Below are 17,189 nucleotides of genomic sequence, written 5' to 3'. Positions count from 1 at the left end.
ATTACTTGAAGTTCTCGGTCCAGTACGCTTCGATCTGCTGCACCAGTTCCGGCGGCAGCGGCACGTAGTCGAGCGCCTTCGCCTGGTCCTGGCCGTGCTCGAACGCCCACTTGAAGAAGTCGAGCGCCGCCTTGCGGTCGGCGGGATTCTTCGGCGCCTTCTGCATCAGGATGAAGTTGGTCGCGGTGATCGGCCATGCCTGCGCACCCGGCGCGTTGGTGATCACCAGGTTGAAGTCCTTGGCGTTCTTCCAGTCCGCGCTGGTCGCGGCGGCGGCGAAGGTTTCCGCGCTCGGCTGCACCCAGTTGCCGGCCGCGTTCTGCAGCTGCACGTGGGCCATCTTGTTCTGCAGCGCGTAGGACAGTTCGACGTAGCCGAGCGAACCCTTGAGCTGCTTCACGTAGGCCGACACGCCTTCGTTGCCCTTTCCGCCGATGCCACCCGTCCAGTTGACCGTGGTGCCTTCACCGATCTTGGCTTTCCACTCCGGATTGACCTTGGAGAGGTAGTTGGTGAAGTTGAAGGTGGTGCCGGAACCGTCGGAACGATGCACCAGGTTGATCTTGACGGCGGGCAACGCCACGCCTTCGTTGACCTTGGCGATCGCCGGATCGTTCCACATGGTGATCTTGCCGAGGAAGATGTCGCCCAGCAGTGCGCCGGTCAGCTTGAGCTTGCCGGCATCGACGCCGTCGAGATTGACCACCGGCACCACGCCGCCGATCGCATCGGGGAACTGGGCGAGGCCGGAAGCCGCGAGTTCTTCCGGCGGCAGCGGTTTGTCGGAAGAACCGAAGGCCACGGTGCCGGCCTTGATCTGGGCGATGCCGCCGCCGGAGCCGATCGACTGGTAGTTGATGCGGCCGCCGTTGGTCTTGGCGTAATCGGCGGCCCACTTCGACATCAGCGGATACACGAAGCTGGCGCCCGCGCCGGTGACGCCGGCCTGGACCTTGGCGGCCGAATCCGCGGCGTTGTTGCCCGGGGCGTTGGCGCCACTGGCCGGAGTATTCGGCTTGCAGGCGGTCACGGCCACGAGGGCGGCGGCGAGAAGGGTCAGGCGCAGGGCAGGGCGCATCGGAGACTCCGGTGGGGTCGAGTCCGGATATGAAACCGCCGGATTGTGACAATGCGGTGACTGCGGTCAGTCGACTGTCATGAAAGGCATGAAAAAGGCGCGGACCTTGCGGACCGCGCCTCGGGGTTCAAGCAGGCAATGGCGGGCCTTACTTGATGTTCTGCGCCCAGTAGGCCTCGATCTTCTTGGCCAGCGAATCCGGCAGCGGCACGTAGGCCAGCGACTCGGCCTGCGACTGGCCGTTCTCCAGCGCCCACTTGAAGAAATCGATCGCGGTCTTGGACTGCGCGGCGCGCTTCGGCTTCTTGTACATGATCACCCAGGTCGTCGCGGTGATCGGCCACGCTTCGCCGCCCTTGGCATTCGTCATGATGACGTTGAAGTCCGGGGCCGAGTTCCAGTCGGCGGTGTCGGCAGCGGCCGAGAAGGTCGAGGCGCGCGGCTGCACCCAGTTGCCGGCGGCGTTCTTCATGCGGGTGAAGGACAGCTTGTTCTGCAGCGCGTAGGCGTATTCGACGTAGCCGATGCCGCCGTTGACCTGCTTCACGTAGGCGGCGACGCCTTCGTTGCCCTTGCCGCCGATGCCGGTCGGCCAGTTGACGGTGGTGCCTTCGCCGATCTTGCCCTTCCAGTCGGCATCGACCTTGGACAGGTAGTTGGTGAAGTTGAACGAGGTGCCCGAACCGTCGGAACGGTGGACCACGGTGATCTTCATGTCGGGCAGCTCGAGGCCGCCGTTGAGGGCGACGATCGCCGGATCGTTCCACTTGGTGATCTTGCCCATGAAGATGTCGGCGAGCACGGCGCCGTCAAGCTTCATCGCGCCGGCCTTGACGCCCGGGATGTGCACGACCGGCACGATGCCGCCGACCACGACCGGGAACTGGACGAAACCGAACTGGCGCAGCTCGGCCGCGGTGAGCGGCTTGTCGGAGGCGCCGAAATCGACGGTGCCGGCCTTGATCTGGGCGATGCCGCCGCCGGAGCCGATCGACTGGTAGTTGATCTTGTTGTTGGTGGACTGCGCGTAGGCGGCCGACCACTTCGACAGGACCGGGTAGACGAAGCTGGAACCGGCGCCGGTGACGTCGGTGGCCTGCGCGGAGAAGGCGCAGGTGGCGATGGCCAGGCCAGCGGCCAGGCGGACTTGCGAGGTGAATTTCACGGAAGCTCCCTTGGGATTGGATCTGGATGAGTGCAGCCGAAGTTGCAGAGATCGGGCGAGACGATTCCATGTTGAAAAGATGACAGCCGCGCGTCGCGAATATTTCATTCGGATGACAGCGTGATGCCGCACGCAGGTTTTAAGCATGACGACATGAAAAAACATCCATTCCGTTTTTGACTCAAATTTGTCACAACAGTGACGGATTCTTAACACCGCTCGCCGAACCGGCGCATCGCCACGGCGCACGCCATTCGCCAATCTCCCCAATGAGGAAGCTGTCCATGCGTACCAACCTGCTCGCGGCGATGATCGCCGTCAGTCTCTTCGGCGCGGCCACCGCGGCCCATGCCGACCCCGATCCGCGCACGAAGCATTCGAGCAAGCGCCACGTGGTGAAGAAGAAGGCCGCCGCTCCGGTTGCCGCCGAAACCGTCGCGCCGGCAACCTCGTCCGACCGCGCCGAGATCGATGCGCTGAAGGCGCAGCTCGCCGCGGTGCAGGAAAAGCTTGCGAACCTGGAAGAGCGCACCGATGCGCAGTCCGAGGTCAACACGCAGCAGGCCAAGACCAACGAAGACGTCGCCAAGAGCACGGCCAAGACCGACAAGCTCGAGAAGCTGGTCAACGACACCAGCGTGACCGGCACCGTCTTCGCCGACCTGACCAGCCAGGCCATCAAGGACCACGGCGTCAAGAAGGCCGGCACGAATGGCTTCGGCTTCGACGTCAAGCGCGCCTACATCGGCATCAACCACAAGTTCAACGACACCTATTCGGCGAACCTGACCACCGACTTCCAGTACAGCAGCGCCGTCGGCGCGACCGAGCTGTACATCAAGAAGGCCTACGTGCAGGGCAAGTACAGCGATGCCTTCACCGTGCGCCTGGGCGCGGCCGAACTGCCGTGGGTGCCGTACGCCGAAAGCAACTATGGCTACCGCTATGTCGAGAACACCCTGGCCGACCGCCTGAAGACGGGCACCTCGTCGGATTGGGGCCTGCACGTGTTCGGTACCTTCAACAACAGCATGTTCAACTACGCCGTATCGGCGGTGAACGGTGGCGGTTACAAGAACCCGAGCCGCAGCAAGGGCGTCGATCTTGAAGCGCGCGTCGGCGTGACGCCGATCGAAGGCCTGAACATCGCCGTCGGCGGTTACCACGGCAAGCTCGGCAAGGAAGCGTATCCGTCCAGCACGCCGGCCGAACACAGCGCCAACCGCCTGGATGGCCTGGTGTCCTACGGCAACAGCCGCTTCCGCGTCGGTGGCGAATACTTCGCCGCTAACAACTGGAACCGCGTGCTGCTCGGCGCCGCCGTGCCGCCGGCGACGGTGGGTGGTTATGGCCTGCCGGTCTACAACCCGACCGTGCCGTCCAACCTCAAGACCTACGTTGGCGATCGCGCCCGCGGCTGGTCGCTGTGGGGCAACGTCAACTTCACCGACAAGGTGTCGGTGTTCGGCCGTTACGATCAGTCCGACGTCAGCCGCTGGCTGGATCCGGGCCTGAAGGACAAGTACTACAACTTCGGCGTCGACTACGTGCTGACCAAGGGCGTGAAGGTTGCCGCGGTCTACAAGCATGAAGACATCAAGGACGGCCAGAAGACCGATGCCAAGGCCGACGAGTTCGGCGTCTTCACCGAGATCAAGTGGTAATCGATCCGGGTTGATGCACGGGTAAGGAGAACGGCGGCCATGTGCCGCCGTTTTCTTTTGCTCAACCCGGTGTCTTGTCCTTGAACTTGCAGAGATCGCGGATCGCGCAGCCCGGGCATTTCGGCGTGCGTGCGACGCAGACATAGCGCCCGTGCAGGATCAGCCAGTGGTGCGCATGCGCCATGAACTCCTCCGGCACGCGCTTGAGCAATCCCAGCTCCACCGCAAGCGGCGTCTTGCCCGGCGCCATGCCGGTGCGATTGGCGACGCGGAAGATGTGCGTGTCCACCGCCATCGTCGGTTCGCCGAAGACGACGTTCATCACCACGTTGGCGGTCTTGCGGCCGACGCCCGGCAATGCCTCCAGCGCGTCGCGGTCCGCCGGCACCTCGCCATCGTGCTGTTCGATCAACAGCTGCGAGAGCGCGACCACGTTCGCGGCCTTGGCGTTGTACAGGCCGAGCGTGGCGATATGCGACTTCACCCCGTCCACGCCCAGCGCGACCATTTTCTTCGGCGTCGGCGCCGCCTTGAACAGCGTGCGTGTCGCGCGGTTGACGCCGGCATCGGTGCTCTGCGCCGACAGCACCACCGCCACCAGCAACTGGAACGAGGTCTGGTAGAGCAGTTCGGTCTTCGGCTCGGGGTCGAGTTGCCGCCAGCGTTCGAATGCTTCGCGGATCTCGGAACGCGTCATCTGCGCCATCGCTTCAATTTCCTTTTGCGCGGGCCAGCGCTTTCGCCAACGCATTCGCCGCGGCAGTGGGCAGAGCGGGTTTCACCGCGCCATCGCCGAGCGGCGCCTGGGCGCGCCGTGCTTCGCGCTTGCGTGCGCGTTCGTCCAATCGTTGCTGACGCGCGCGGTAACGTTCGCGCGCGTCCCAGGCGAAATGCAGTTTCGCCATGGTCGTGAGGATGCGTTCGCGATCATTGATCGATACACCAGCCTGATCGAGGTCGTTGCTGGTGAATTCCATCAACCCCGATTCCAGCGCGGCATCGACATCGCCCCGCTGCAACGCGGCGACCGCTTCATGCACGCGTGCGTGTTCCATGGGATCAGCGGCCCTTGAACTCCGCGGCGCGCTTTTCCAGGAAGGCCGACGTGCCTTCGCGCATGTCGGCGGTGGAGAACACCAGGCCGAATTGCGCCGACTCGTATTCGAGGCCTTCTTCCAGTCCGCAGTCCTGGCCGATGTTCACGCAGTCGAGCATGCCGCGTAGCGCCAGCGGCGCTGCCTTCGCCAATTGCTGCGCCAGCTTCATGGTCTCGGCTTCGAGTTCGGCCGCCGGCACCACGCGATTGACGATGCCGAGTTGCAACGCACGTTCGGCGGTGATCGGCGCGCCGGTCAGGCACAGTTCGAGCGTCGCCGCGCGACCGGCCAGTCGCAGCAGGCGCTGGCTGCCGCCGAAGCCGGGGATTAGGCCGAGGTTGATTTCCGGCTGCCCGACCTTGGCGCTGTCGGCGGCGATGCGCAGGTGGCAGCTCATCGCCAGTTCCAGGCCGCCACCCAGGGCAAAACCATTCACCATCGCGATGACCGGCTTGGGCGCGCGTTCGATCCGGCGCATCATCCGCGTCCCGCGCAGCGAGAAGTCGCGACCCTCGGTCGGGGTCAGGCCATTCATTTCGGAGATGTCGGCGCCGGCCACGAAGGCCTTGGCGCCCGATCCGGTCAACACGATCACCCGGACCGCGGAATCGGCAATCGCCTCGGCGAAAGCCGCGTCCAGCGCGGAAATCGTGGCGGAATTCAACGCGTTGAGCTTGTCTGGACGATCGATCCGGATCAGGCGAATCGAGTCCTGGTCGGCGATCAGGAGGGGGGAAGTGGTCATGGGGCGGGGTCTGCAGGACTGAATGGGAACTTTTCGGCGATTCGCGCTGTCCATCCACAGTCGCGGTTCAGGCCGTAGGCGATTATGCTACCCCGCGCTTCCTGACGTCCGTCGGGACGCCAGACCATCCAAGGAGTGTTGTTTCGATGAAGATGCGTACCCTGGCCGCCGTTCTTGCGGCCTTGACGATGACGGCCGGGGCAGCCAGCGCCCAGGACATGACCAGCGAAAAGGGCAAGCTCAGCTATATCTTCGGATATCAGCTCGGTGGCCAGCTGCAGCAGGTCCAGGAAGCTGGCGAGCAGATCGACATCAACTCGGCGATCAAGGGCGTCCAGGACGCTTACGCCAAGAAGGATCCCGCGCTGGCGGAAGCCCAGGCCAAGCCGGTGATGGAAGCCTTCCAGCGCCGCCAGCAGGCCCGTGCGCAGCAGGCCAAGGCCGAGTACGACAAGGCCGCCGCTGAAAATCTGAGCAAGGGCAACCAGTTCCTGGCCGCCAACAAGGCGAAGCCGGGCGTCAAGACGCTGCCGTCGGGCGTCCAGTACAAAGTCGTCACCGCCGGCACCGGCGCCCGCCCGGCATTGGGCAGCACCATCTCCGTCGCCTTCGCAGGGCCGTTCTTCCCGACCGTGGCCCCGCGTCCGGCCGACGCCAAGATGGAAGACGCGCCGCCGATGAAGCTGAGCGAAGTGCAGGTCGAAGGCCTGCGCGAGGCCATCACCCAGATGCCGGCCGGTTCGCAGTGGGAAATCACCCTGCCGCCGGGCAAGGCCTTCGGCGCCGATCCGCGCACCGGCATGCCGCCGAATGCCGTCGTGCAGTTCGACGTCAAGCTCAACAGCGTCAAGTAATCGACGTTGCAGCACCCTGGAAACGCCGGCCTCGCGCCGGCGTTTTCGTTTGCGGGGGCGGAATGGGAGAATGACGGGATGAATGCCGCGCTGCCCCTGCCGATCCTGTCGCCTTGCGTCAACGTCTGCGAAATGGGCGATGACGGGCTGTGCGAAGGCTGCCTGCGCACGCTCGACGAGATCGCGGCCTGGGGCGTGATGTCGCCGCAGCTCCGCCTGCACGTGATCGACGTGCTGATCCCGGCGCGCGCAGCGGACCGCGCATGAATTTCGATGCGGGCAGCGACGCATTGTTGCGACAGTTGCGTCGCGTGCTGCATCCGCTCGATGCCTTGCCGATGGGCGAGGGCGCGAATGCACCGCTGATGCGCACGTGGTTCGGAATCGAACGCTTTCGCGAAGCGGCGGTGTTGATCGGTCTGGTGCCGCGTGCAGACGATTGGAAAGTGCTGCTCACCCTGCGCAATGGCGGCTTGCGCCATCACGGCGGCCAAGTGGCGTTTCCCGGCGGCGCGCAGGATCCCGACGATGCCGATGCGATCGCGGTGGCCTTGCGCGAAACCCGCGAAGAGCTCGACATCCCGGCGGCGCTGGTCCATCCGCTGGGTACGCTCGATCCGCTGGCGACGGTCAGCGGATTCCGGGTCACGCCAATCGTTGCCTGGCTCGATCCCGCCTATGTCTCCCGCCCCGATCCGCGCGAGGTCGCCGACGCTTTCGAAGTGTCGTTGTCCGCACTGCGCGATCCGTCCAACCTCGGGCAGGTGGAAATGACGATGGGCGACGATGTCCGCCATGTCCTCGAATACCGACTGCCGCAATCGGTGTCGCCGCATCGCATCTGGGGTGCGAGCGCGATGATGCTGGACGACCTGCGGCAACGACTAGAGTGAAACCGATGTTCGCCACGCTGATCGATTGCGAAACCCTGCTGCAGCATCTCGATGATCCGTCGTGGGTCGTGCTCGATGCGCGCGTGAACCTGGCGGATCGCGCCGCCGGCGAAGCGATGTACCGACAGGGACACATTCCCGGTGCGCGTTACGCCAATCTCGAGCGCGACCTCTCCGACATGCGCGTGCAGGGCGAAGGCCGCCACCCGTGGCCGCGCGACGATGACTTCACGCACACGCTGGGCGCGTGGGGCATCACGCCGGACACGCAAGTGGTGGTTTACGACGCCGACCAGGGCATGTTCGCGGCGCGCGCGTGGTGGTTGCTGCGGACGCTGGGCCACCAGGGTGTCGCGGTGCTCGACGGCGGATTCGCGCGCTGGAATGCACTGGGCTTTCCGGTGACCACGGAATTTCCGGAGATCCGCACTGTCGCTTCGTATCCGGCGACGTTTGATCGTTCGTTGCTGTTCTCGCACGACGATGTCATCGCGCATCTCGCGCACGGCGGCTTGCTGGTGGATGCGCGCGCGGCCGAGCGTTTCCGCGGCGATGTCGAGCCGCTGGATCGCAAGGCGGGACACGTGCCCGGCGCTATGAATCGTCCGTTCGCGCGAAATCTCGCTGCCGATGGCCGATTCAAGTCGCCGCAGGAATTGTTCGCCGAGTTCGGCGAGCTGCTGTCGGGGCGCACGCCGTCCGACCTGGTGTCGATGTGCGGTTCCGGCGTCACCGCCGCCCACAACCTGCTGGCGATGGCGCATGCCGGGCTGGTCGGGGCCAAGCTCTATACCGGATCTTGGAGTGGCTGGATCAGCGACGATGCACGCCCGGTCGCAACCGGCGACGACTGACGGCGAAGCGTTACTCCCGCTTTACTTTCCGAGCTTCGCCATCAGCGCCTTGAGCGCGGTTTGCGCGTCCGGGTGTTCCCAGAGATCGAGCATCGCGTCGAGATCGACGTGTTGCGGCGACAACGCTTCGGCCAGGTCGGCGCGCGCGATCGCACGCGTGCGCAACATCGGCGTGCGCGGCAATCCTTGCAGGCTGGACAGCCAAGCGTGCGCGGCAGCGACGACTTCGCCGTGCGCCGCGAGTTCGTCCACCAGCCCGATCACCAATGCCGTCTCGGCATCCACCATCGCGCCACGCATCAGCAGTTGTTCCGCGCGATGGCGGCCGACGGCGCGGCGCATCAGGCGCTGGATGCCTTCCGGCACCGCGATCCCGACCTGGGTTTCGTTGAGGCCGATCTGGAACGGCCCGCGCGCCATGACGCGATGGTCGCAGCACAGCGCCAGCACGCAGCCTCCCGCCGGCGAATGGCCGGTGATGGCGGCGACAACCGGAATCGGGCATTCGGCGATCGCGCGCGCGGCGGCGAAGAACGATTCCCAGGCGGCGTGCAGGGCGACGCGATCCTTGCCGAGCGACATCAGGTGCGGCACGTCGAGTCCGGCCGAGAACACTTTCTCGCCACCGGCCAGCACGATTCCGTCGCAGCCATCGGCGACGGCCTGCACGAAGGCCGTGACCAGCGTTTCGCACAACTCCGGATTCAGCGCGTTGACCGGCGCACGCTTGAACGTGATGGTGCGGATGGTGGCGGTGTCGTGGTGCTCGAGCATGGAAGCGATCCGTACAGGTCAGGCACGTATCATAGGCGGATGAAGACCCGCCGCCTGATCCTTGCCGCCATCCTCGCCTGCGCCGCGCTGCCCGCGTTCGCGCGCGACAAGCCCGCTACCTGCATGCCGGTGGTGCGCGATGCCTGGATCCGCCTGGTGCCGGGCGGGATGCCGATGCATGCGGGCTTCGCCCGGATCGAGAACCCCTGTGATGCAGCAGTCACCGTGACTGGCGTCTCCAGCGACGCCTACGGCAGCGCCAGCCTCCACGAGAGTACGTTGGTGAACGGGATCAGCCGGATGCGCGAGTTGCCGCAGCTGGTGCTTCCGGCGCATGGCAGCGTCGAGCTGAAGCCCGGTGGCCTGCACCTGATGCTGATGGATCCGAAGAAACCGTTGAAGGCCGGCGACCGCGTCGCGCTGCGCTTCGACGCCGGCAAGAGCCGCAACGTCCGTGGCGATTTCGCGGTGCGCGCCGGCAACTGAGCCGGCGCCTGTGATTTACAGCGAATAATCCAGTTCGTAGTGGTGCACGCCGGCATCGATGCGGATCGTCATCTTGCCGCGAATGCCTTCGAGCCCGTCGCTGCCCGATCCCGGCACGATATCGACTTCCAGCGAAACAGCGCCGCCATCCATGATCCCGCGATGGCAGGTCATGAAGCTGCCGCTGCGGCCATCGAGCGCGCCGGCGATGCGTTCGATCGCGACGTAGGCGGCCGATCCGCTCGCCGGATTGCCGGCGGAAATCATCTGCACCACGCTGGTGGCTTCGAGCGCGCCGCTGAACTGCTTGTCGAAACGGAAGCTGCCGGTCTGCGCGCCGTCGCCGAGATCGAGTCCCGGTTCCATTTTCATCTGCAGGACGAAGGTTCCGGTGGCGATCGACATGGCGGGTTCCGCGGATGGGGGAAGGCGGACTATAGCGGCGAATTCGCTCACGACCCACCGCAGCCCCGATAATGTGCGCATGAGTGATTCCCTGCAGGACTGGCTGGCGCGCTTGCAGCGCCAGCATCCCACCGCCATCGAACTCGGCCTCGAACGCGTGCGCGCGGTTGCCGAGCGCATGCGATTGGCGAAACCGGCGGGTTGCGTGATCACCGTCGGTGGCACCAACGGCAAGGGATCGACCGTCGCCTTCATCGAGGCGATCGCGCGCGCCGCGGGCCTGCGTGTCGGCGCCTATACCTCGCCGCACCTGCTGCGCTACAACGAGCGCGTGCGCATCGACGGCGCGGATGCCGGCGATGATGATCTGGTCGCCGCATTCGAGGCGGTCGAGGCCGCGCGTGGCGACATCTCCCTGACCTATTTCGAAGCGGGCACGCTGGCGGCGCTGTGGCTGTTCGCGCGGGCGCAACTCGATCTCGCCATCCTTGAAGTCGGCCTCGGCGGGCGACTGGATGCGGTGAACATCGTCGATCCCGACGTCGCCGTCATCACCACCGTCGATCTCGACCACATGGAATGGCTGGGCGAGGACCGCGAGGACATCGGTGTCGAGAAGGCCGGCATCGCGCGTGCCTGGAAACCGCTGGTGCTGGGCGACGACGAGCCGCCATCCAGCGTGTTGCGGCGCGCCTATGCGATCGGTGCGTCGGCACTACGGATGGGTTGCGATTTCTTCGTCGATCGCGCCGCCGATGGCGAGGGCTGGCAATGGCGCGAACCCGGTTTCATACTCGACCTGCCGATGCCCGACCTGGTCGCGCCGGTGCAGTTGCGCAACGCCGCGGTCGCGATCACCGCGCTGCGGGGGTCGCCGTTGGAGATTCCCGAAAAGGCGTGGGCGGAAGGCATCGCTTCGGCGCGCGTGCCCGGTCGCCTGCAGCGACTGGATTGCGCGGGCGTCGAATATCGGCTCGATGTCGGCCACAACCCGCAGGCTGCGCAGGCGTTGGCCGAATGGTTGGAGAACCAACCGACGCGGGGGCGTGTCCATGCCGTCTATGCCGCGCTCGCCGACAAGGACGTGGAAGGCGTGACCAGGGCGCTTGCGCCGCTGATCGACCAGTGGCATCTGACGGGCCTGGATGTCGAAGGCCGCGCGCAGGATGCGGATGCGTTGGCCGCGCGGCTGAATCTGGCTGGCGCAACGCGCCATGCCGATGTCGCCGGGGCCTTGCGCCATGTGCAATCCATCGCCGTGCCGGGCGATCGGGTGCTGGTATTCGGCTCCTTCCACACCGTCGAAGCGGCCCTGCATGCGCTGCGTTCAGCGGGCTGCCGGGAAGTCGATGGTCCGGCACCGGTATAATTGGCGGAAACTCGCTGCGAGCCCGCGCGCCGAATGGATCGTCCCGTGAAACAGCGCCTCTGGGGCGCCGCCGTCCTGATCGCATTGGCGGTCATCTTCCTGCCCATGCTGGTCAAGGGACCCGCGCCCGACAGTGGCGTGTCCGACGTGCCGCTGGATTCGCCGAAAGCGCCCGACGCGACGGTCAAGACCCAGGAATTGCCGCTCGACGTGCCTGGCGCCGTTGGCGCCAATGGCGCGACCGGCATGCCGGCAGCGCAGGCCAATGCCGACACTCCGGCGAATGCGACCGCAGCCACCGCGACGCCGGCACCGAACGCCGCAACGGCGGCGACCGATGCCAAGCCGTCGCCAGCAACCGCGGCCGGCGATTACGCCGTCAGTTTCGGCAGCTATGGCAGCAGCAGCGATGCCGACCGCGTGGTGCAGGCGGTGACCGGAATCAAGCTGCATGGCTACAGCGAGAAGGTGTCGCTGGCGGGCCGTGATGCCTGGCGCGTGCGCATCGGGCCGTACCCGACCCGCGAGGCGGCGGAAGTCGCGCGGGTGCAGGCAGTGCAGTTGAATCCGCAGGTGAAGGCGCAGGTGATCGCGCTCGATGCCAATGCGGCGCAAGCGCCGGTACCGACCGCAACCGCGTCGACCTCGAACGTTGCGCCGACGCCGGCCATTGCCACCGCGCCGATCGCCAGCAGCAAACCGGCGGACAAGCCGGTTGAAGCGCCGAAGCCCGCACCGCCGGTTGCCAAGCCTGACAAGGCGATCACCGCGACGAAGCCGGCGAAGCCCGCGCAGTCGACGGAACCCAAGCCGGTCGTTGCCCAGCACCAGGACACGCCGACGGCGCCGAAGCCCGATACGGGCAAGCACGATCAGCCCAAGCCCGAGCCGAAACCCGCCGACAAGCCGGCAGCGTCCGGCACCGGATTCGCGGTGCAGCTCGGCGCCTTCGCCAATGCCGCCGAAGCCACCGCGTTGCGCGACAAGGCGCGTGCGGCCGGGTTCAGCGCCACCACCGATACCGTCAAGACCGACAAGGGCGTGCTGACGCGCGTGCGCCTCGGTCCCGTGGTCGGTCGCGATGCGGCCAACGCGTTGAAAACGCGTGCGCAGGCCACACTTGGTGTGAGCGGAATCGTCCGTCCCAGCCCCTGAGGAAAGAGAACAATGTGCGGAATCATGGGCATCGTCGGGACGCAGGACGTCGCGGCGCAACTGTATGACGGCCTCACGGTGCTGCAGCATCGCGGACAGGACGCGGCCGGCATCGCCACCAGCAATGGCAACGTGTTGCGGGTCGAGAAGGGCAAGGGCCTGGTCAGCGATGTCTTCGACGCCGCTTCGATGTCGCAGTTGCACGGTCGCATGGGCATCGCCCATTGCCGCTATCCGACCGCCGGCAGCGAAGGCAGCGACGAGGCGCAACCGTTCTACGTCAATGCGCCCTACGGCATCGCGCTGGCGCACAACGGCAACCTGATCAATACCGAAGCGCTGCGCCACGAAGTGATCGAACAGGATCGCCGCGGCCTCAACACCACCTCGGATTCCGAAGTGCTGCTCAACGTGTTCGCGCACGAGCTGGATGCACAGGACGAGTTGTCGCCGGAGTCCGCGCTGCGCGCCGTGGAAGGCGTGATGCGGCGCGCCAAGGGCGGCTACGCGGTGGTCTGCATGGTGATGGAGCTCGGACTCGTTGCGTTCCGGGATCCCAACGCCATTCGCCCGCTGGTGATCGGCAAGCGCGAATCCGCGACCGGCGCCGAGTACGCGGTGGCATCGGAATCGGTGGCGCTCGATCTTGCCGGTTTCGAACGCGTGCGCGATGTCGCGCCGGGCGAGGCGGTGGTGATCACCCAGGACGGCAAGCTGCATGCGCGCGTGGTGGCCAAGGACGTGCTGGCGCGCCCGTGCGTGTTCGAGTACGTGTATTTCGCGCGTCCCGATTCGATGATGGACAACATCTCGGTGCACAAGGCGCGCATGCGCATGGGCGTGTCGCTGGGCGAGAAGATTTTGCGCGTGCGCCCGGACCACGGCATCGACGTGGTGATCCCGATTCCCGATACCAGTCGCGACGCCGCGCTGGAAATCGCCCACGTGCTCGGCGTGAAGTACCGCGAAGGCTTCATCAAGAACCGTTACGTCGGCCGCACCTTCATCATGCCGGGGCAGGGCGAGCGCCAGAAGTCGGTGCGCCGCAAGCTCAACCCGATCCCGCTGGAATTCAAGGATCGCGTCGTCCTGCTGGTCGACGATTCCATCGTGCGCGGCACCACCTCGCAGCAGATCGTGCAGATGGCGCGCGATGCCGGCGCCAAGAAGGTCTACCTCGCTTCCGCCGCGCCGCCGGTGCGCTATCCGAACATCTACGGCATCGACATGCCGAATCCGGAAGAACTGATCGCGCACGGACGCAGCGAGAAGGAAGTCGAGGAACTGATCGGCTGCGACTGGCTGGTCTACCAGGATCTCGAGGATCTCGAGGCGGCGGTCGCCGGACCCAAGAATGCCGGCATGCACTTCGACACCTCGTGCTTCAGCGGCGAATACGTCACCGGCGTCGCCGATGGCTATTTCGAGGCCTTGCAGGCGCAGCGTTCCGACGAGGCCAAGGCCAAGCGCCGGGCCTGAGCCTCGCGCCATGGGCGATCTCCACGCCGCAGCGAAGGCAGTCCTTGACTGCGGCGACATCGTCGGCAAGCCGGCTGCCGCACGCGCGCTGGCGACGGCCTTCCGCGCTGGCGAACTTGCAGCGGACGAGACATCGCCGCCACCGCAGGCGATCACGATGCCGGGGCGTCCGGCCACGCCGAAGCTGGTGCATCCGCGTGATCTGCCACGGCGCGGTTTCGGATCGAGGGAAGGACGCGCTGCCTTCATCCACGCCGTCGCCCATATCGAATTCAACGCGATCGATCTCGCCTGCGATGCGATCCACCGTTTCCGCAGCATGCCTGCGGAGTATTACGCCGACTGGGTGATGGTCGCCGACGACGAGGCGCGCCACTTCATGATGCTGCGCGAACGCTTGCAGTCATTCGGCCACGACTACGGCGATTTCGACGCCCACAACGGGCTATGGGAAATGGCGGAGAAGACCGCGCACGATGGCCTGGCGCGGATGGCGCTGGTGCCGCGCGTGCTGGAAGCGCGTGGACTCGACGTGACGCCGGGCATGATCGTGAAGCTGCGTTCGCTTGGCGACAATGAAACCGCGGACATCCTCGAAGTCATCCTGCGGGAGGAAATCGCGCACGTCGCCGCGGGATCGCGCTGGTATCGCTGGCATTGCGAACGCGCGGGCGTCGAGCCGCAGGCGCGATTCCGCGAACTGCTGAAGGAATACGCCAGCGGTGTGCTGCACAAGCCGTTCAATATCGAAGCGCGGACGCAGGCCGGCTTTGACCCCGAGGAGCTCGAGAGTCTGCTTGCCGCCGCGGATTGATCGTCAAGCCAGCGGCAGCACGTCCAGGCGGATGCCGTCGCGATCGACCCGCAGTACCGAACCCTGTTCGTACCAGTCGCCGAGGACGATGCGACTGTTGCCACCACCTTCGTCGTGGATCGCCGGACGATGGGTGTGTCCGTGGATCATGCGGCGGATGCCGTAGCGCTTGAACCATTCCTGCACGGTCGCCGGAGAAACGTCGCCGATGGTTTCGGCCATGCCGCTTGAAACGAGTTCGCCATAGCGCGCCTTGCTCGCCGCGCGTGCCTGCGCCGCGAAGGCGAGGCGTGCCGGCAGCGGTTGCGCGAGGAATTGCGCCTGCCAGCGCGGATCGCGGGTCTGGGCGCGGAACTGCTGGTAGGCGTTGTCGTCGGTGCACAGCAGGTCGCCATGCAGCAGCAGCGTCGGTTCGCCATGGAGGTCGATCACCGCGGGATCGGACAGGATCGCCATGCCGGCGCGGCGTGCGTAATCGTCGCCGACGAGGAAGTCGCGATTGCCGCGGATGAAGGACACCGGAACTCCGCTGGCATGCAATTCCTGCAATTTGGTCGCGACGAACGCGCCGGCTGGCGAGGGATCGTCGTCGCCGACCCAGGCTTCGAAGAGGTCGCCGAGGATGTAGAGGGCATCGGCGCTGCGCGCCTCGCCATCGATGAATTCGCCGAACAGCGCGGTGATGTCGGGGCGCTCGGGATCGAGATGGAGGTCGGAGATGAACAGCGTGGTCATGGGGGGATTTTATTCCTCCCTGAATCCAAATCGGCTTTTTGCCGCATCCAAGTCCCCAAAGCCAATCCGAAAGGGGAAATCCATGTTTGATGCCGATCCAACTGCGGCCACGTGCCGAAAGTCGGTTCTTCCACGACTGCTTGCACAGGCATTGCTGTTTCTATCCGCCATCCCCGGGGTGGCGTCCGCCGGGAACGCGACGCTGCCGGACACTCCGGCAGGCAGGCTTGGCAGTCAGCTGATCCGGCACGTCAACAGCGACAACGCGGTCGGCATCCGGAAATGGGCGCCCACGATACTGTCAGCCGAAATCCCGTCCGCCGACCGCGAAGCGTTCATCTCGTTGTTGGCGTCATCGGCTCGCGACAGCGGCGGGTTGGACGTGGTCGATGCACGTTCCGACCCACGCCAGCCAGGCATGCTCCAGGTGGCAGTGAAGGCACGTCGCAATGCGCGACAGGGCCTGCTCGTGCTGACCGCCGATGCGGCGCACCCCGACCGCCTCGCGCAGGCCGATCTTGTGGCGATGGACGATCCCGGCCTCTATGCGCACTGGCCCAGGGAAGCGCCAACGCGCGAGGCATTGGCGCAGCTGATTCGCAACACGCTCGATCAACTGGTGCGCACCAACGATTTCTCCGGTTGCGTGACGGTGTCGGATGGCGCAAGGACGATCTTCGACGAGTGTCGCGGTCTCGCCGAACGCCGCTTCAATGTCCCAGTGGATCGCCAGACGAAATTCCACATCGGTTCGATGGACAAGATGTTCACTGCTGTCGCCATTGCGCAATTGGTGGAAACAGGAAAATTGTCGTGGGACGACACGCTGGCACTGCGGCTTCCGGAATATCCGGACCAGGCGGCGAAGAACATCACGGTGTGGCAACTCCTGCATCACACCTCCGGGCTGGGGGATTTTCTTGTTCCCGAACTCTTCGAGCACCGCGAGAAATTCGTCGATCCCGTGGACTACCTTGATCTGATCGCCCGCCAGCCCAAGGTGAGCGCGCCTGGTGGGCAGTGGAGCTACAGCAATGCGGGCTACATGCTGCTGGGCCGCATCATCGAGAATGTTTCCGGCCAGGCGTATTCCGACTACGTGCAGCGCCACGTATTCGCACCCGCGGGCATGGAGGCCAGCGGCTTCGACAGCCTGGACGATGTGGTGCCCAAACTTGCCGTTGGCTATTACCACGAAGGACCGTTTTCCGACGCCTGGAAAGCGGACTGGTTCAGGACCCTCTACCGTGGCGGCCCGGCAGGCGGCGGGTATTCCACCAACGCCGACCTGCTGCGATTTTCCGCCGCATTGCGCGCGGGCAAGCTGGTCAAGCCTGCAACACTCGCGAAAATGTTCGACGATGAAGTGCCCGCGGGTCCCGGAGGCTATGCCGCCGGATTCGGAGATCGCGCCTCCCGCGGACTCCACATTCGCGGCCATGCCGGCGGCATCGAGGGGACGGATACCAACTTGGCGATCGTCTGGGAAACCGGCGCGACTGTTGCCTTGACCAGCAACGAAGGACCGGGGCAGTCCTGGTTCTTCGCCGAACGCATCGCCGACCTGCTTGCTGCCCAGGGCGCGAAGCACTGATCGCGAAGGCCGGCAACAGGTCGAATAT

General features: G+C 65.6%; 17 protein-coding genes and 1 pseudogene. 10 read left to right on the top strand and 8 right to left on the bottom strand.

Annotated elements, in window-relative coordinates; all coding sequences use genetic code 11:
• Position 1 precedes the first annotated feature (1 nt).
• Complete coding sequence (gene pstS, locus ABE093_RS07635) at positions 2 to 1,078, bottom strand: phosphate ABC transporter substrate-binding protein PstS (protein WP_430760287.1); 1,077 nt, start codon at positions 1,076 to 1,078, stop codon at positions 2 to 4.
• Between the two features lie 148 nt (positions 1,079 to 1,226).
• On the bottom strand, positions 1,227 to 2,243 hold the full coding sequence (gene pstS / locus ABE093_RS07630) for a phosphate ABC transporter substrate-binding protein PstS (RefSeq protein ID WP_430760286.1): 1,017 nt from the start codon (positions 2,241 to 2,243) through the stop codon (positions 1,227 to 1,229).
• A gap of 284 nt (positions 2,244 to 2,527) precedes the next feature.
• Here pstS (ABE093_RS07630) and ABE093_RS07625 point away from each other — a divergent pair, with 284 nt between their 5' ends.
• Positions 2,528 to 3,907 (top strand): porin, encoded by a 1,380-nt coding sequence (locus ABE093_RS07625; protein ID WP_430760285.1) that lies wholly within the window; start codon positions 2,528 to 2,530, stop codon positions 3,905 to 3,907.
• A 61-nt stretch (positions 3,908 to 3,968) separates the two neighbouring features.
• Here the strand turns inward: ABE093_RS07625 and nth are convergent, their stop codons facing one another.
• Genes nth through ABE093_RS07610 form a run of 3 tightly spaced genes read right to left on the bottom strand, consistent with a single transcriptional unit; the run spans position 3,969 to position 5,749 of the window.
• On the bottom strand, positions 3,969 to 4,604 hold the full coding sequence (nth, locus tag ABE093_RS07620) for an endonuclease III (RefSeq protein ID WP_430760628.1): 636 nt from the start codon (positions 4,602 to 4,604) through the stop codon (positions 3,969 to 3,971).
• A gap of 13 nt (positions 4,605 to 4,617) precedes the next feature.
• Complete coding sequence (locus ABE093_RS07615; protein ID WP_430760284.1) at positions 4,618 to 4,962, bottom strand: hypothetical protein; 345 nt, start codon at positions 4,960 to 4,962, stop codon at positions 4,618 to 4,620.
• Between the two features lie 4 nt (positions 4,963 to 4,966).
• Entirely contained in the window at positions 4,967 to 5,749 is a 783-nt protein-coding gene (locus ABE093_RS07610) for an enoyl-CoA hydratase/isomerase family protein (RefSeq protein WP_430760283.1), read from the bottom strand.
• A gap of 146 nt (positions 5,750 to 5,895) precedes the next feature.
• Here ABE093_RS07610 and ABE093_RS07605 point away from each other — a divergent pair, with 146 nt between their 5' ends.
• From ABE093_RS07605 to ABE093_RS07595, 3 genes and pseudogenes are all read left to right on the top strand, one after another.
• Positions 5,896 to 6,603 (top strand): FKBP-type peptidyl-prolyl cis-trans isomerase N-terminal domain-containing protein, encoded by a 708-nt coding sequence (locus tag ABE093_RS07605; protein WP_430760282.1) that lies wholly within the window; start codon positions 5,896 to 5,898, stop codon positions 6,601 to 6,603.
• 78 nt (positions 6,604 to 6,681) lie between these two features.
• Positions 6,682 to 7,496, top strand: a pseudogene (locus ABE093_RS07600) (NUDIX hydrolase).
• A gap of 5 nt (positions 7,497 to 7,501) precedes the next feature.
• Positions 7,502 to 8,350, top strand: coding sequence for a sulfurtransferase (locus ABE093_RS07595; protein ID WP_430760627.1), 849 nt, complete (start codon positions 7,502 to 7,504; stop codon positions 8,348 to 8,350).
• Between the two features lie 21 nt (positions 8,351 to 8,371).
• Here the strand turns inward: ABE093_RS07595 and ABE093_RS07590 are convergent, their stop codons facing one another.
• Complete coding sequence (locus ABE093_RS07590) at positions 8,372 to 9,124, bottom strand: enoyl-CoA hydratase/isomerase family protein (protein ID WP_430760281.1); 753 nt, start codon at positions 9,122 to 9,124, stop codon at positions 8,372 to 8,374.
• A 39-nt stretch (positions 9,125 to 9,163) separates the two neighbouring features.
• Between ABE093_RS07590 and ABE093_RS07585 the strand changes: the two genes are divergently transcribed.
• Positions 9,164 to 9,610 carry a copper chaperone PCu(A)C gene (locus tag ABE093_RS07585; protein WP_430760280.1) on the top strand — a complete coding sequence of 149 codons (447 nt, stop codon included), beginning with the start codon at positions 9,164 to 9,166 and terminating at the stop codon, positions 9,608 to 9,610.
• 15 nt (positions 9,611 to 9,625) lie between these two features.
• Here the strand turns inward: ABE093_RS07585 and ABE093_RS07580 are convergent, their stop codons facing one another.
• The gene (locus ABE093_RS07580; RefSeq protein ID WP_430760279.1) at positions 9,626 to 10,015 is read right to left on the bottom strand and encodes a DUF3224 domain-containing protein; all 390 of its coding nucleotides are present in this window, start codon (positions 10,013 to 10,015) and stop codon (positions 9,626 to 9,628) included.
• A 73-nt stretch (positions 10,016 to 10,088) separates the two neighbouring features.
• Here ABE093_RS07580 and folC point away from each other — a divergent pair, with 73 nt between their 5' ends.
• From folC to ABE093_RS07560, 4 genes are read left to right on the top strand one after another with little or no spacing between them, the layout of a single operon-like run.
• On the top strand, positions 10,089 to 11,384 hold the full coding sequence (gene folC / locus ABE093_RS07575) for a bifunctional tetrahydrofolate synthase/dihydrofolate synthase (protein WP_430760278.1): 1,296 nt from the start codon (positions 10,089 to 10,091) through the stop codon (positions 11,382 to 11,384).
• A gap of 33 nt (positions 11,385 to 11,417) precedes the next feature.
• Positions 11,418 to 12,539 carry an SPOR domain-containing protein gene (locus tag ABE093_RS07570; protein ID WP_430760277.1) on the top strand — a complete coding sequence of 374 codons (1,122 nt, stop codon included), beginning with the start codon at positions 11,418 to 11,420 and terminating at the stop codon, positions 12,537 to 12,539.
• Positions 12,540 to 12,551: 12 nt separating this feature from the next.
• On the top strand, positions 12,552 to 14,018 hold the full coding sequence (gene purF / locus ABE093_RS07565) for an amidophosphoribosyltransferase (RefSeq protein WP_430760276.1): 1,467 nt from the start codon (positions 12,552 to 12,554) through the stop codon (positions 14,016 to 14,018).
• 10 nt (positions 14,019 to 14,028) lie between these two features.
• Positions 14,029 to 14,832: a ferritin-like domain-containing protein gene (locus ABE093_RS07560; protein ID WP_430760275.1), complete on the top strand. Its 804-nt coding sequence runs from the start codon at positions 14,029 to 14,031 to the stop codon at positions 14,830 to 14,832.
• Positions 14,833 to 14,835: 3 nt separating this feature from the next.
• Here ABE093_RS07560 and lpxH read toward each other — a convergent pair whose 3' ends face one another.
• Entirely contained in the window at positions 14,836 to 15,567 is a 732-nt protein-coding gene (gene lpxH, locus ABE093_RS07555; RefSeq protein WP_430760274.1) for a UDP-2,3-diacylglucosamine diphosphatase, read from the bottom strand.
• Between lpxH and ABE093_RS07550 the strand changes: the two genes are divergently transcribed.
• Complete coding sequence (locus ABE093_RS07550) at positions 15,551 to 17,161, top strand: serine hydrolase domain-containing protein (RefSeq protein WP_430760273.1); 1,611 nt, start codon at positions 15,551 to 15,553, stop codon at positions 17,159 to 17,161. The genes lpxH and ABE093_RS07550 overlap by 17 nt on opposite strands.
• Positions 17,162 to 17,189: the final 28 nt, after the last annotated feature.

The sequence above is a fragment of the Solilutibacter silvestris genome (assembly GCF_050574925.1).
In the GTDB taxonomy this organism is placed as follows: domain Bacteria; phylum Pseudomonadota; class Gammaproteobacteria; order Xanthomonadales; family Xanthomonadaceae; genus Solilutibacter; species Solilutibacter silvestris_A.
The sequence above is the reverse complement of the archived record's forward strand: the minus strand, read 5'-3'. Positions and strand labels throughout refer to the sequence as shown.

Excerpts from the sequence above, each read along its gene's own strand:
- pstS (WP_430760287.1), bottom strand. The coding sequence starts at position 1,078 with ATGCGCCCTGCCCTGCGCCTGACCCTTCTCGCCGCCGCCCTCGTGGCC.
- ABE093_RS07625 (WP_430760285.1), top strand. The coding sequence starts at position 2,528 with ATGCGTACCAACCTGCTCGCGGCGATGATCGCCGTCAGTCTCTTCGGC.
- nth (WP_430760628.1), bottom strand. The coding sequence starts at position 4,604 with ATGACGCGTTCCGAGATCCGCGAAGCATTCGAACGCTGGCGGCAACTC.
- ABE093_RS07615 (WP_430760284.1), bottom strand. The coding sequence starts at position 4,962 with ATGGAACACGCACGCGTGCATGAAGCGGTCGCCGCGTTGCAGCGGGGC.
- ABE093_RS07610 (WP_430760283.1), bottom strand. The coding sequence starts at position 5,749 with ATGACCACTTCCCCCCTCCTGATCGCCGACCAGGACTCGATTCGCCTG.
- ABE093_RS07605 (WP_430760282.1), top strand. The coding sequence starts at position 5,896 with ATGAAGATGCGTACCCTGGCCGCCGTTCTTGCGGCCTTGACGATGACG.
- ABE093_RS07595 (WP_430760627.1), top strand. The coding sequence starts at position 7,502 with ATGTTCGCCACGCTGATCGATTGCGAAACCCTGCTGCAGCATCTCGAT.
- ABE093_RS07590 (WP_430760281.1), bottom strand. The coding sequence starts at position 9,124 with ATGCTCGAGCACCACGACACCGCCACCATCCGCACCATCACGTTCAAG.
- ABE093_RS07585 (WP_430760280.1), top strand. The coding sequence starts at position 9,164 with ATGAAGACCCGCCGCCTGATCCTTGCCGCCATCCTCGCCTGCGCCGCG.
- ABE093_RS07580 (WP_430760279.1), bottom strand. The coding sequence starts at position 10,015 with ATGTCGATCGCCACCGGAACCTTCGTCCTGCAGATGAAAATGGAACCG.
- ABE093_RS07570 (WP_430760277.1), top strand. The coding sequence starts at position 11,418 with ATGGATCGTCCCGTGAAACAGCGCCTCTGGGGCGCCGCCGTCCTGATC.
- purF (WP_430760276.1), top strand. The coding sequence starts at position 12,552 with ATGTGCGGAATCATGGGCATCGTCGGGACGCAGGACGTCGCGGCGCAA.
- ABE093_RS07560 (WP_430760275.1), top strand. The coding sequence starts at position 14,029 with ATGGGCGATCTCCACGCCGCAGCGAAGGCAGTCCTTGACTGCGGCGAC.
- ABE093_RS07550 (WP_430760273.1), top strand. The coding sequence starts at position 15,551 with ATGAACAGCGTGGTCATGGGGGGATTTTATTCCTCCCTGAATCCAAAT.
- lpxH (WP_430760274.1), bottom strand. The coding sequence starts at position 15,567 with ATGACCACGCTGTTCATCTCCGACCTCCATCTCGATCCCGAGCGCCCC.